At 38.4% G+C, this 13,829-nt stretch carries 10 protein-coding genes and 1 pseudogene; 2 read left to right on the top strand and 9 right to left on the bottom strand.

The annotated features are described in order from the left end of the window. Positions 1-228, top strand: a 228-nt coding sequence (locus tag HQ41_RS09850) for a helix-turn-helix domain-containing protein (protein ID WP_044187775.1), incomplete at its 5' end; no start/stop codon positions are given. A gap of 128 nt (positions 229-356) precedes the next feature. Here HQ41_RS09850 and HQ41_RS03080 read toward each other — a convergent pair. Beyond that, positions 357-1,517, bottom strand: a pseudogene (locus HQ41_RS03080) (IS4 family transposase). A 208-nt stretch (positions 1,518-1,725) separates the two neighbouring features. Here HQ41_RS03080 and HQ41_RS03075 point away from each other — a divergent pair. Beyond that, complete coding sequence (locus tag HQ41_RS03075; RefSeq protein WP_044187773.1) at positions 1,726-2,202, top strand: very short patch repair endonuclease; 477 nt, start codon at positions 1,726-1,728, stop codon at positions 2,200-2,202. 45 nt (positions 2,203-2,247) lie between these two features. Here the strand turns inward: HQ41_RS03075 and HQ41_RS03070 are convergent, their stop codons facing one another. The 8 genes from HQ41_RS03070 to HQ41_RS03035 all read right to left on the bottom strand — a co-directional run bounded on the left by HQ41_RS03070 (position 2,248) and on the right by HQ41_RS03035 (position 13,663). Continuing rightward, positions 2,248-2,781, bottom strand: a complete 534-nt coding sequence (locus tag HQ41_RS03070; RefSeq protein WP_044187770.1) for a hypothetical protein — start codon at positions 2,779-2,781, stop codon at positions 2,248-2,250. Between the two features lie 170 nt (positions 2,782-2,951). After that, a complete protein-coding gene (locus tag HQ41_RS03065) occupies positions 2,952-5,315 on the bottom strand; it encodes an AIPR family protein (protein ID WP_200880501.1) in 2,364 nt (787 codons plus the stop codon). Continuing rightward, positions 5,312-6,319 carry a PD-(D/E)XK motif protein gene (locus HQ41_RS03060; protein ID WP_044187766.1) on the bottom strand — a complete coding sequence of 336 codons (1,008 nt, stop codon included), beginning with the start codon at positions 6,317-6,319 and terminating at the stop codon, positions 5,312-5,314. Before HQ41_RS03060 ends, HQ41_RS03065 begins: the two co-directional genes overlap by 4 nt. Further along, positions 6,309-9,110, bottom strand: a complete 2,802-nt coding sequence (locus HQ41_RS03055; protein ID WP_044187764.1) for a Z1 domain-containing protein — start codon at positions 9,108-9,110, stop codon at positions 6,309-6,311. The genes HQ41_RS03060 and HQ41_RS03055 overlap by 11 nt, the downstream gene beginning before the upstream one ends. After that, entirely contained in the window at positions 9,111-10,577 is a 1,467-nt protein-coding gene (locus HQ41_RS03050) for an ATP-binding protein (protein WP_044187762.1), read from the bottom strand. It abuts the gene before it with no gap. 6 nt (positions 10,578-10,583) lie between these two features. Beyond that, positions 10,584-11,096 carry a hypothetical protein gene (locus HQ41_RS03045; RefSeq protein WP_044187759.1) on the bottom strand — a complete coding sequence of 171 codons (513 nt, stop codon included), beginning with the start codon at positions 11,094-11,096 and terminating at the stop codon, positions 10,584-10,586. After that, entirely contained in the window at positions 11,093-12,358 is a 1,266-nt protein-coding gene (locus tag HQ41_RS03040) for a DNA cytosine methyltransferase (RefSeq protein WP_044187756.1), read from the bottom strand. Before HQ41_RS03040 ends, HQ41_RS03045 begins: the two co-directional genes overlap by 4 nt. 54 nt (positions 12,359-12,412) lie before the next feature. Continuing rightward, positions 12,413-13,663: a site-specific integrase gene (locus tag HQ41_RS03035; protein ID WP_044187752.1), complete on the bottom strand. Its 1,251-nt coding sequence runs from the start codon at positions 13,661-13,663 to the stop codon at positions 12,413-12,415. Positions 13,664-13,829 lie beyond the last annotated feature (166 nt).

Here is a 13,829-nt window from a genome sequence, read left to right as displayed (position 1 = left end):
CATGTCGATACAGTTAATTACATATTAAAGATAGTAATAATCAGGGATATACACAACGTTTCTAGCCGAAAAGAGGCAAAATACCGTGCAACGGTCTCTTTCATTAGCCCTCGTACCTTGCAGGATTATCGGGACAAGGGCATTATTCCCTACACCCAAATTGCAGGAAAGATCCTCTACAAACTTTCCAACTTGGAGAAGCTTTTGAAAGAAAACTATAAACCTTAAAATACATTATAAATACCATGTGTAGGCAATAGTGTCCTAAATGTTTGTTTTTGGGATGTGGGAGTTCTTAGGACGTGAGCGGAATAGGTCCAATACTATAACATTCGGGATTGTGGGGAATCCCCTCTCTATAAAAAGAGCTGATTTTCGTCCTCTGGTGGCGGAGTAAAAGGCTCATTGCTCCATTGCATCAGGCTAATCTTGGTAAAGGTGTTAATCCGTAGTGAAGTCACCAGATTAGACAGACACCAACGGTACTTAGCAATCCACTTGAGATACACCATCAGAAGAATGGTGATTAAGGCAGTCCAGATCTGTACCTCCACGGCATTACGCGTCGTTCCCGGAAAGGATTTGATGCTCATACGTTGCTTCAGGTGTCGAAAGAATGTCTCAATGAGCCATCGGGAACGATAGAGTAGTGCGATGCTACTAGCGGCGAACGTACTGATATTTGTTAAGACCTCCACAACCTCTCCACTATCTTGATTGAAGACGGCGATATGTCTCAAAGGTCTAGGATACTTGTCTTTAGTCTCAACACCTGTGAGACGAATCTTTTGATCCACTAAGATCTCTTGATGCTTTTGAGGCGGCAAGTCAAACTCCTCTACAACCTCATATTGCAGGTTCTTTTGATGGCGCACCACAAAACTGACCTGGGTGCTGTCCCAATCATTCAAGAGGGCTGTGTCGGCATAGCCTCGGTCTGCAACAACGATACTACCAGCTGGAATAGGGATGTTTTTCGCCATCCTTTCGTCACTCCCCTTACCATCACTGATATGAATATACTCGGGAAGTAAGGTTTTGAAATCTAGCAGGGTGTGTAGTTTGACAGCTCCTTTCTTGTGCGTGTATTTGGCCCAATCATACAAGGATAGACAGAGGGTGATGGTGGTCGCGTCTAACAGCTTGACCGGCTACTTAAAGCGGAACTTACGCCCTTGTTGTATGCCCTGCTGTCCGAAATGATTCAAGAGGGCGTAGTAGCAGGCTCGGAAGAAATCAGCGTTACGGTGCTCATTTCGGTAGGTTAGGTTAGACTTGGAAGGTGCCGTATGTAGCCCTAGATGGTTGAGGTTGCCAGTGGCTGAGTGCAGTCCATTGCTGATTTCGCGCAAAGAAACACAGCCAGCAAATTGACTGAAGATCATGCTGACCAAGTGTTGCCAGCTGGTGAAACGCTTACAATGCTTGTCCGTCTGAAACTCTGCTGTGAGTTTCTTGATCAGTGGGCGGGGCAATAGGCGAATAACTTGGGCGAATAGGCTTATATTTGTAGTCATCAGAGTTTGGATTTTGTAGGCCAAAGGTAAGCTTATTTACCTAAGGCAACTCTGATAAAATGAAAGGGGAGTCGCTGGGAAGTGAATCTCCTTTCTCTTAAGCCTCAAAACAAACGTTTAGGAAACTATTGATGTGTAGGATAATTTTATAGGTTTCTTTCCGGAAAAATAAATTATAAACATATCTTTGCAGGAAAGATACTCCCTAATGGATATTTGGAATAAGGAAAAGAGGTCAGAATGCATGTCAAGAATTCGGTCAAAGAATACAAAACCGGAATTGGCATTGCGCAAGGCTCTTTTTGCAAGAGGATTTCGGTATCGTGTAAACGATAAAAAACTACCAGGGAAGCCTGATATTGTTTTACCAAAATATAAAACGGTAATCTTTATACATGGCTGTTTTTGGCATGGACACGAGGATTGTAAATATGCCTACATTCCGAAAACAAATACAAAATTCTGGATTGATAAAATCACCTCAAATGCTGAAAGGAACAAGGTTAATGCCGAAAAACTTACGGCTTTGGGTTGGAATGTATTAACGGTTTGGGAGTGTGAAATAAGACATACTCACAAACAGAACCTTACGCCATTAATTGATAGAGTTGAGGCGGAAATACTCGTAAACATGACGAAGAAAATTTCTATGAAGTTTTATCAAGAACGCGCAAACGAAATCTAATTATTGCTGAAAAACTTGTTGAATATAAGGATTTAAAAGACTAATTCAAATAATCTTATCGCCAAATCTATTAGTTCCCAAGTACTTTTCAAAAACATAATCTATAGTTACATCTTTTTCAAAATGATGACGTAGCATTTTTACTCTTTCTTCATAGGGTATTCCTCCGATATCAGTCCATTTTCTAGGGAAACCTAATTCTTCTTCAATATCATCCAATGATTTCCCGCCTGCTGTGATGCTATATACAAAATATTCTACAGGATCAATGATGTGGCCAAAGGTTTTAAAGCAATCACTAATAAGCTCTAGTAATAAAACAAAATATTTTTTACAAGCAGTAATAACATCATCTTTGGGAATTAGACCATCAATTTTTTCGTCTAAAAAATAGTCAAAAAAATATTGTACTTGTATTTGATTCTCTTCATCACGAAATATTCTTCCACTACTTAGTGGATAATATCCAACTTTTTGAGATAGATTTCGGACTTCTATAAAATACTTGGCTAAATCATTTTGTTTTAATATGTTTTGGTGTTGTTCATACCAATTTTTGAAATCAGGAATGCCCTTCATTGCAGCTTGCAATGAAAAAGTTATACTTCGAGAGGCACTTGTAAAAGCACTTAAATAAAATCTTGCTCAAAAAAAATATCTTGATTGCGTGTTGATTCCTCTAATTTAGATAAGAAAAAGTCTGTTTCTTTTATTTTGTCCTCTACTATTCCAAAACTTCTCATTATATTTCAATATTCTGTAAATCCGTGTTTTTTCAATTTTTCCAAATTCAGGTAGAATGTATATTTTTTACGGTCGTCCAATTGTTTTCTTCCTTGTAAAACATCATCCATTACTTTCCACTTCCAATCTTCCAAAATACGCTTACGTCTGTCCCAATCAACCATTTTTCGAATTAATTCTAAAGTAATTTCGGTTGAAGCTGTATTATCGTTTTTACTATGGATAGTCTCTGTGATTGATTCTTCTTGTACTGCTAATTCGTCAGCTTCTTCTAATAACTCTATATTGTGCTGGCAAACTTTCTCAAAAACTGCCATTGCTCTACTGCGGTCAGAATCATTAAAATTTCTGTTATTCTTGACTTTGTATGCCGCATCGCTTGCTGCCGTCTGTTGATTAATCGACAAAAAGCCAGAATCACGTCCCCACTTTTCAATCTTTTTCCACAAAGTAAATGGAATTGAGCGAATAATACCCTCTTCGTGTTGAGCTGTCTTCTCTTTATTTTCATTATCAGCTACTGTATTTCGTTTTGGTGGATTGGTTTCGTCTATCAGTTCGGTTTTTATATCATTGGCATTGAAAGTCCAAGAATAATTTTTGACTTGTTCCCAACACTCCTCTTTTTTAGCCCATTCAATGTAGTGTGTTACGGGAGAATTATCCAAAATGAACTGATTTACTTGTTTCATCAAATCATAAATACAATCGGACAATGCTTGCGATATTTTCTGATTTTTCCATATTTTAAACAAGTCTAATTTATCGTTTGTTAAAATATTTAATAACGACAGCGTATAAGGTACGACTACTTGTCGCAATTCACCAATGTTGTAATCGTTTAGCTTTGTTCCATAACGTTTTTCTGCAGTTTTAAACAAAATGCATTTTGCAATTGCATCTTCAAAATACACATTGTTGATTTTCTTAATATTATCTGGAATATTGTTATTGATAAACCTTGCATAGTTTTTTTCGTTTCCTCGCACTACAATATTTGGACTAATTACTAATTTCCTGCCATCGTATATTTCTTGGTATGCATTTATATATTTTGCAAGTTCTACCTTGGAGAACATTTGATTTTTTGGGTATTTCAGGTCGAATGCTTTTTGGCGTGATTTGGTAAACCCTTCTCTGCTTCGCAAAGTTTTGTACTGTCCACGTGCACGTTCGAAAAACCAGCATGTCTGCATATTGCTATCACTTGTTGTTGGCGACAATATGTGACGAGATAGTTTTTCAAAAGCAACCAAAGCGGGATTATTTGCCGAAAAGTCAGCATCATTAACTTTGTTTTGGGTGTTGGCATAACGAGAAATGCGAGAAACAATTTCACTGTATTGGTCAGGTTTTTCAATTATTGAAAATTTTACCTGTACAAAAATGTTTGAAATATCCGCTTTATCTTTCTTTGCGGTGTTGTATATTGATGCGGTTGTCTGTCCTCCGTTTACAATTTGTAGATTACTGATTTTTCGTATATAACGATTGGTTTTGTCAAGCTCCAGATGGTCGGCAGTAGCGGCAATACCATTGTTGAATGCGAGGAACATATGTGGTTCTGTTTTAATAGTATCACGTATGCCCTTGTTTATTTTACCTGTGAATTGCAGAAATGAGCGTACATTTTGTTCTAACAACCGTGCCCCATATTTTTCATAAAGTTTTGCCAAACAAGTACCAGGGATGATTGCAATGTACGATTTATAATCGGGGTTATCAGTTGGAGCAGATAAACAGGGAATTTCAAATTTTTCACCTTCAAAATCCTCAAAATCAAGTTCGATTGGCACACGAGACTGTTCTGAAATTTTATACAGATAATTTGTATCAGTTACCCTGTAAAACATATTGTATCCGCAAATAGTTGCACTCTGCGGAAAATCGCCTTTGTATTCACCGTTAGTAAGGATTATAACATTTACCCGAACAAGATTGTCTTTTAGCTCTTGAAAATTAGCTAATGTATTGGCAAATTCAAAAATTGGCGACGATTCAGCAACTTCATTTGCATAGTCGTTGTAGATGGCTTTACGGAAAAAGTTTGTGATTCGCTTTGTAGCTGTCTCTATATCGGCTTTTGAAATGCTTTTTATTGCCTCGGAATTGTCAAAAATAGAGATAAATAAATCGACTGTTTCGTAATTGTCCGATATTGCGTAGGCATTTATTTTATGCTGATTGCGTGTGCCTAATGCTTTTTCATCATAGGCAATGGCGGCATTTTCGGTTTCGCCTGCCTCTGCAAGCATTTCAACGGCAAGGCGTGTAAATGTCTGTTCTTGTGTATCGCCTTCTTCGCTACCTGCCTGCAACGAAACAATATCCGACAATAATGACTGATAGAATTTATTTATTTCATTCATGATTGTCTAAGTATGTTGAATAGTTGATTTTCAGAAACTAAATACTCGTCGCACATTGCAAGAATGATAGCGTATCTTACATCGCTTACACCACTGCGAAGTTCATTCTCTCTAATGCGAGGAAAATTATTTTCAACTTTGTAAAAATTCTCGCTGCGGATTTGGTAAAACTTGTCCTGATAAAACGGTTCATGTCTATCCAGATATCCGGCTTCAAACAGTTTGGCATTAAAAAGCAACAAAGCAGGGGTGTCATTTTCGAGAAACTTACGAATTTCGGAAATTTTTTGGCAAAGCGTTTGTCCGTTACCGTTTGAAATCTCGACTGAAAGATGAAATAAAAATAGATTGTCGAGCAAGGTCTCGTCTAACTGCCTTTCTCCGTTGATGGTTACTGCCTGCGGATTATTGGTTGAGGTAGTTTTGACTTCCACTGCCCAACTATTGTACTGAAAATCGCGTAATGCCTTATCAACACCAACCCAAGTGTTAAGGACACTATTGGGTCTGTTATTGAATTGTGCTAAAAATTTTTGGCAAAAATGTAATTCACCGAAAAGTCCTTGTTGCTCATCAGGTGTTAAACCTGTCGAACTATTTTTATCAAAAAGCATTTTCCATTTTTCCAGCTGATTGACAATAGTCCGACTTATTTTCTCTTCGGTATTCAGAGTAATAACCAACTGTATCAGGTTTTTACACAAAATAGCGAAAACATCTCGGTTGTTAGGGTGTAACAATTGGATTATCAATAGACGAGAATTTGGGAAAGTGGTATCGGCTAATAACATAACTTTCAATTCTCTCAAATTGACGAATGAAGAAATATCCATGTGTATATTGTTACTGAAAGTAAATGCTATGCCATAATACATTTCAGGGTACTGAAATGTAGCATAAACATAAAAAGGTATATCGCTTGAATATAGGCGTTTAACCAGTCCGGTATTCTTCTCTTCCTCCAACGTCTTCCACAATTTGGATATGTGATTACTATTCGTCATAAACATTATCGTTTTCGTTGTCAAATAAAGTCTCTGTTTCTGCAAATTCTGCAACCTGATTTACTGCGTATGAAATTGCAATGTTGGTACTGCTGCTTGGAAACGATATTACAAAACCAATAAATGGATCGTCTGTTTTGCTGTACGAAATCGTGCCATTTTGTATATTTCCATGTTTATCCTTAACATTTGCACATTCAGGATTAAGCGGATAAATCAGCAAAAGCGGATTTGTACGTGGGCGGAATTCCTGTCGAACAATTTCGGGTGCAGGATAATCTTTGTCCCAAACTCTGTTTAGCTCTGCCTTTCGCTGCCGTGTCCGTTCCAATGCTGCGTTTATCAAATCTTCGTCCAAATCAATAAATTCATCGGATTGATTTCCAACAATGTGATTTTTACGAATGTAGTAAGTGTTCCAATTTGTATCTTCGGCGCGGTTACGGTCAAAACAGCCTGCTTGTATGCTGTTTGAAAATGTGTACTGTACTGCAGGTTGATTTTTATTCATTACAACTACACTCCAAGAAGTTAATTCGCCATTTTTCACAAGTTCCTGAATGTAATTGCTAATCATATCCAGATCAACTTTCTTAAGACTGTCGGCAACTTTGAATTTTGAGAGATAATCACAAACATCATCGGGCGAAACATTACGCCACAAATAATTGTTGCCTTTCTTTTCCGGCATTCCTTGTGCTGAAATAAAATTGTCAGTTGCAATCAAATTTCTTTTCTTAATGCCTTTATCCATTGGTAGTTGATAGCTTTCTATCAATCTGCCCGCCCATGAAACGGAAATCTGTCTTGCATAGCGCATTTTTGAAACAGAGGTAATTTGCAGACTGCCAGGGTGGGTGCGGACTTTTAAAGCGTAATTTTCCGGTGTTCCTCCCGATTCAGCCAAATAGTTAAATTCGCCTCGCAACTCCTCACTTGCAATAGTTATGTGTCTGAACCATTCATTCAGCTCTTCGCTTGTGAATAAGCGACACAAATCAACATATCCGGGGCGATATCCAAACCAACGCCCCATTTGCATAAGTGTATCGTACATTTTTGAGGCACGCAAGAAGTAACTTACCGAGAGTCCTTCCAAGGTTAAACCTCGTGAAAGTTTATCCCCACCGATAGCGATTACTGAAATTCCGTTCTTTTCGTTTTCGTAGTAAGTCAAACAATCGCCCGAAGTTCCGTTAATTGATTTTACTTCAATTTTCTGTACTGCCTTAAAAAGCATTGGTTTGATTTCTTCCCACGAGTGTACAGATAAATTTTTGTCAATATCGCTAAATTTTGACTCTTTTATTTCGTTGGTTATAGTTTTGTATGATTTGTAATTTGCTGTGTCATCTTCCAAAATCTTACGAAATTCTTCATAAATAGCAGTGTCGCTCGCTTCAATCTCGTATTTGTAATAATTGAAAAGATTTTCGACTAACTCTTTTATGTGGTTTTGCCACATTTGAAAACGAGAAATATGAATAAGCATTGAATTGTGTTTTGTACCCTGCCCCCTGGCTATTCGGATAGCGCAAGTAACGATAAAACATTTTACTGCTATTCTCAGAGATTCAGGAATATCTTCGAATTTTGGTTTGTCATCATCTTTTTTGTGTCCTTGTGGCACAAAGGAATCATAATCTTTTATGGGATAGACTATTGGAAGCAAATCGCTGTTTGTGTCATCTGGAATTATAGAAGTCCCGAAAACCTTTTCGGGACCAATATAACTTGTTGGGGCAGGAATATTAATGATAAAGTCACGTGGAAACAAATCGTCCTCGTTCTGTGGAATAAAAATGTTGGCAAATGGCGTTGCTGTATAGCCAACATAAGCAGAACGATTGAATAGAGAAATTATGCTGCAAATATTTCTATTTATCGTTGTAGGGTCTAATTCTTTACGATTGGTATTGATAGAGGCATTGTCTGCTTCATCGTCAATAATAAGCAGAGATTTGTTTGTGATTTTTTCATTTATGGTCTGGGTTTGCAACCACTTGTACAAACGGTTTAAAACAGAAGCATTTTTCTTTACAACTAATAGAATAGGCTGTGGTGCATTGAAATTGAAGCCTGCCGTATTGGTTGCTCTGCTTGTGAAATCACCTTTTTCCAGACTTGTCGTATATGAATTGGCTATAGCATTATCAAAACCAGGAATAAGTCCAACTCCGATTTTTGTTGTATTATTCATTGTGTAGGCTCTTTCGTATTGCGTATCAAAGCCTAAAAAACCTTCGTCTATGCGGTTCTGTGTTTGGCTTCGCAGATTATTGTGAATACCTGCCAAAACGATGATAAGATTGAACCCTGCGTCAGCAGCTTTGCAAATAAGCCCTGTATAATTAGCCGTTTTACCTGATTGAACCTGTCCTACAACAAGTCCTTTTTTCGAGATTTGAATTTCATTGCGTTGAGGGTTAAAAAGTTTGTCCAAGACTCTGTCGGTCAGCTCATCCAATTGCAAAATTACACTTGGCGCAAACTTTTTATGCTTTTCCAAATATTCTGCATAGCGCATCCAAAATTCCCACTTTGACATCTTGTTTGCCCGAAAATCTTTCAACCAAGGCTCACGGCGTTCTCTGCCTTCCAAAATTTGGAATGCATCAATCTTAACGCTATACATTGAAAGTAAATCGTTTTTCAACTTTACAGCATTAACGTCTGGATAAATCATTTTTGCCTTAATGGCCGCTTCGTTTATCTCGCTGTCAGTAACACTTGCTTTTCTGCCAATTATACTCTGGCATATCTCTATCGCTACTTGGTAATTATCATTCATTTATAGTTGCTCGATTAAATCTTCGTAATTGTTAAACGGCTCTTGTATTTTCAACAGAGCTTTTGCTTGTGCAGGCGTTTTACCCTGGCCAATTTGATTATTGTACATTAAAGCAAGTACCTCTTTTATCAGATTTGTATTAACATCGGAAAATGGTGTTTTCTGTTTTTCTTCACCTTGTGCTTCGTTAATATATATAGTTTTTGTAGGGATTGCTTCCTCTAGAAACTTCAACAGTTTTTCAATCGCTTGTTCTGGTTTTTCCTTTGCCAAATCTTTCAAATCCTGAATCATTAAATGTTCACGATTAACCACAAATGACCATTTATTATCTTTTTTCTTCTCCAGCCAAAGCGGTTGAAAATTTTGTCCAGCTCGCTGCTTCAAGATTTTACCTCTGTGCCGATAAACCTCTGAACCAATGGCACGTATGTTTTTTGCATAAGAGAGCAACTGTTCACGACAAACTGCAGGCGGATATGCTTTTGATTTTTTTATGTCAATTTGCCATTCAGTATCAAGTTTATTTGGCAAATCAATTTGTATGCGGACTAACTTGTAATGTTCTTCTTTGCGGAATAGCCCTAGCCAATCGCCTGCCAAAAGTAAGCGTTTGCCGCGATAAACATAAAAACCTTGTTGTGCTGGATATCCGTTTATTCCCTCAGCTCTTTTGTATTCTTGCTCTGACGAGAAATTATTTTTGTGTGGCAAAACATATCCTTTCATTTTGGCCCCACCGTTAATATTCTCGCTAGGTTGTTCTTGTGTTTTATTTTCGTTTGGGCAAAACGGATTCCAAGCTTCGATTTCATGTTCGCCCCAATATATTTTGATTGTTTTATCCTCGATAAAGCGATGGAAGGTCATCGCAATATGCTTTTTTACTTTATCCAAAGCATCAGAAAATCGGCGTTTCGCATTTTCGTCGGTTTCAATAGTATTTGTTGGCAAAACCCTATCTAAATCTGACCATACAACAAGTGTTCCAGACAATAAGCTATTTAGTTCTCCTTTAAGCTCTTCTGGCATCCATTGCAACAGTTCCCATTTATCACTTTGAGCAACATAATCCAAATCCCACGACCAAAAGGCGGAAGCATAATCTTTTCGTTTGCTTAGTACAGAAAGTTTGCGGCATTGAGAAAATGAAGCAGTCTTCAATCCTAATCCAAAACGACCCAAATCATTTTCAGAGCGGTCAGATAATGGGTTTTGCGCACCTGGTCGCATCGCTTGGATTATCTCATTACTATTCATACCATCTCCATCGTCTTTTATTGTAATAATAGACTGACCGCCTCTCCATATACGATTTATATAGATATTGCGAGCATTGGCAGAAATGGAATTATCGATAATATCCGCTATAGCAGTTTCAAGATTGTAACCGATTGCCCGAAATGTTTCTATCATTGAGGCGGCTTCAGGAATAGCTTGTGTTTTTCGTATTATATTGTAATTCATGATATTTCAGTATCCAATTATTAATATGCCTTTTAATGGCAAAATAAGTCTTCCCGAGGCATAAAGAGTATTGAAAAAAGATATTACTTTCTCGAAATCTTGATTTTTTCGATAAATATTCCTTACGGCTATAACCAAATAATCGACATCACTCATCACACAAGCTTGGAATAGATCTTTGAGAAATTGGTAGTTGGTTACAGCACGCCCTGCTTCAACCTCAATGACGATCTTTTTTTCTTTATGATATCCGTCTGCATCAAAAGATTGTTCCATTTTCCCATTTTTCCCAAATAAAACTGGAACTTGGATTTTGTCTTCTCGCTTTTTGCTTCTTTCGATTTCAAAGCCTAAACTAATCAATCCGTTCGATACTATTCCAAGAACAGTATTACTATCTAACTCGTTGTGAATCGAGCAAATAGAAGAACTGTTTGTATTAAATACACTCACAATATTTTGTAAATATTCTGGTATTTGATTGTTTTTTGGAAAATATTGAAATTGAATTGTATTCATAGAAGTAGCTGTTTTTTTATTTCTTCTGCAATTTTATGAGCCAAAACCACAGGAACAGCGTTACCTATTTGCTTAAATGCTGCACTTCTGCTACCTTCAAAAAAATAATCATCTGGAAAAGATTGTAGTCTGGCGGCTTCGCGAACGGTTATTGAACGAACATTTTCTATTGTTGGGGAAAGTGTCGGATAAATGTAATAATGTCCATCCATAGCAATATGGGCAACAACTGTATGGCAACACCCATAAGGGTCAACAACCTGAAAACGATTGAGAAATGTTTCCTTATTCTTGTGGTGTTGAAGGTGAGCAGGAATTTTCGAATAATCAATACGTTTCTTTTCGTTCAGCCACATGTCAACTGCCATTTTGTATATTTCGCGATCGTTTGCATTGTTTGGTCTGGCAATATGCTGTGTTGTAAAATCAAAATCACTACTGCGGATACTTGATTTTTTCAGATATTCCATTTTTGAAAGAGGCTTTATGTACAGAGTTGGTTTGCATAACTGACCCTCTCCATGCTTGCGTTCCGGTAAATCGGAAAATAAATCTTTTAGTACTTCGTAATTATTTTGTTCTATTTTCAGTTCAGGGTAATGAAATTTCGTGCCCTTTCTCCAGCCCACAATAATTACCCTTTGCCTATGTTGTAAAACACCATATTGTGAAGCTATTTGTATATGGTCTTCCATCATATACCCGGCTTTATCTACAAGTCGTTTCAAATCTTCAAAAGGTTGCCCTTTCTTGGCAGTTCGGATACCTAAAACATTTTCAAATACAAACATCTCAGGTTGATAATATTCAAGAAACTTTACATAATACTTATAGAGTTCATTGCGAGGGTCTTCTTCCGCAGCTTTGCCCATTCTTGCCCTGCCTGCCACAGAATAAGCCTGACAAGGCGGCCCACCAATGATAATATCAACCTGCTTATCGCCTTTGAGTTTATCTACCTTTGCAAAAATATTTTCTATGGTACCTTCGCCGATAGTCTCGTGAATAACGCTGTCAGTTATTTCCTGCGGAACTTGCGCCCAAAGTTTGCTGCCATCGGTTTTTTCCTGTTTATTATAAAGATAATCTTTGTATTTTTGTAATTGATTGTTGGCTTTTAGCCAATGAAAAGCAGCACGGGTTTTCAGTGTGTCGCAGGCATACTTGTCCATTTCGATATGTGCTAAAGGGGTATAACCTGCCCGAATAAAACCTTCGGACAATCCTCCTGCGCCTGCAAACAGATCTATAAATGTAAGCATTTTAATTGCTTTTTATTGGATAAAAAGGTATAAATCCCATGCAAAGATATTGAATTACGATTGTTTTACATAATATAATGACGAAATATTTGTCATCAACCGATCCATATCCCTTGAAATCTTCTGATCTGTGATTTGGGCATAAATTTGTGTGCTAGAAATAGATGAATGCCCCATCATTCTGGCAATGCTTTCCATCGGAATACCTGCCTCCAAAGTCATTGTCCCGAAGCTGTGTCGGGCAACATGCCAGGTCAGCGGTTGCCGGATACCGCATGCCAAACCAAGGGCTTTCAACCGGTTCTTCAACTTCCCGACACTTACATGATCAGGGAATATCATATAATCACTTTCATTGTCTCTATTTTTTATATAAAGCGCAAGAATCTGTTCCGCTATCGGATGCAGGGGAATAAGACTTTCCACCTCCGTCTTCAGTCTCGTTTTCCGGATATAACGTCTCCCTTCTCCGTTCATCTCGATGTGCGAGGCACGCAAACTTTGCATGTCGGCAAAAGCCAGACCTGTAAAGACCGAGAAAAGGAACATCCTCCGGCAGAGTTCCACCTCCTCATGCTGCACGGGGAATGCCAGCAGTCTGGCGATGTCGCTCTTCTGCAAAAAACGGGGACTGCGTTCCTCCGTTTCATACTTTGCTCCTTCAAACGGGTTGAAGCGAATCACCCGCCTGCTGACAGCCTTGTACATTAGGCGGCTCAACCAGCAAAGATGCATGTTGATGGTAGCAGGGGCATAACCCTCTTTTTTCAGGTGAAAACGATATTCGTCGAAAAAAGCGATGTTCAGAGTCGGTATCGGAATGTCTGTCTCCCTCTTACTCCTGACAAAGCGGCTCAATTCCCTGTCGCAGTAAAAATTATTCCGATATGTATTTGGGCTTTTGGATTTACCGATACATGCTTCAATCGATTGTAATTCTGTCCGGCTTGCTTCCAAAAGCATCGTCGGAACAGAGTTTGTTCTCTGCAAATGATTCTTCAGCAACTCGGCACTGACAACCCCGTCACGTCGAAGGGTCTCGACGTAAGCCTGCTCTATCTTTTCCTTGAACATCTGCAGCCGGAGATTCAGTTTCCGGTCGGATGTTTCGCTTTGCTTTACATTCCACTCTTCGGGAGTGCACTCCTCTCCGGTGTTCATGACTGTCGATGCTCCGTCAACGGTGATACGGCAAAGGATGGCCGTATGGCCGTCTTGTCTTACTTTACTGCGATTGATATAGAATAATATCTTGGAGACCGTTGCACGGCATTTTGCCTGTTTTCGGTTAGAAACGTTGTATATATCTCTGATTATTACTATCTTTAATATGTAATTAACTGTATTGACATGGCAACTAAACCAACCGAACCAGCTCCGAGCTTCCTACAAGTATATACTCAGGTTCGTCGCGACCGTATGAAGCACTCCTTTCTCCGCCAAATCAATGCTTGCGTTGATTGGCGAGGTA

This window comes from Porphyromonas sp. COT-290 OH860 (genome assembly GCF_000768935.1).
Classification (GTDB): Bacteria; Bacteroidota; Bacteroidia; order Bacteroidales; family Porphyromonadaceae; genus Porphyromonas.
Note: the sequence above shows the minus strand (reverse complement) of the source record. Positions and strands in the feature narration are given on the sequence as shown.

What these genes read in the sequence shown, in the direction of transcription:
- HQ41_RS03065 (WP_200880501.1), bottom strand. Translation starts at nt 5,315, where the DNA reads ATGAATGAAATAAATAAATTCTATCAGTCATTATTGTCGGATATTGTT.
- HQ41_RS03075 (WP_044187773.1), top strand. Translation starts at nt 1,726, where the DNA reads ATGGATATTTGGAATAAGGAAAAGAGGTCAGAATGCATGTCAAGAATT.
- HQ41_RS03070 (WP_044187770.1), bottom strand. Translation starts at nt 2,781, where the DNA reads ATGAAGGGCATTCCTGATTTCAAAAATTGGTATGAACAACACCAAAAC.
- HQ41_RS03050 (WP_044187762.1), bottom strand. Translation starts at nt 10,577, where the DNA reads ATGAATTACAATATAATACGAAAAACACAAGCTATTCCTGAAGCCGCC.
- HQ41_RS03060 (WP_044187766.1), bottom strand. Translation starts at nt 6,319, where the DNA reads ATGACGAATAGTAATCACATATCCAAATTGTGGAAGACGTTGGAGGAA.
- HQ41_RS03040 (WP_044187756.1), bottom strand. Translation starts at nt 12,358, where the DNA reads ATGCTTACATTTATAGATCTGTTTGCAGGCGCAGGAGGATTGTCCGAA.
- HQ41_RS03045 (WP_044187759.1), bottom strand. Translation starts at nt 11,096, where the DNA reads ATGAATACAATTCAATTTCAATATTTTCCAAAAAACAATCAAATACCA.
- HQ41_RS03055 (WP_044187764.1), bottom strand. Translation starts at nt 9,110, where the DNA reads ATGAATGATAATTACCAAGTAGCGATAGAGATATGCCAGAGTATAATT.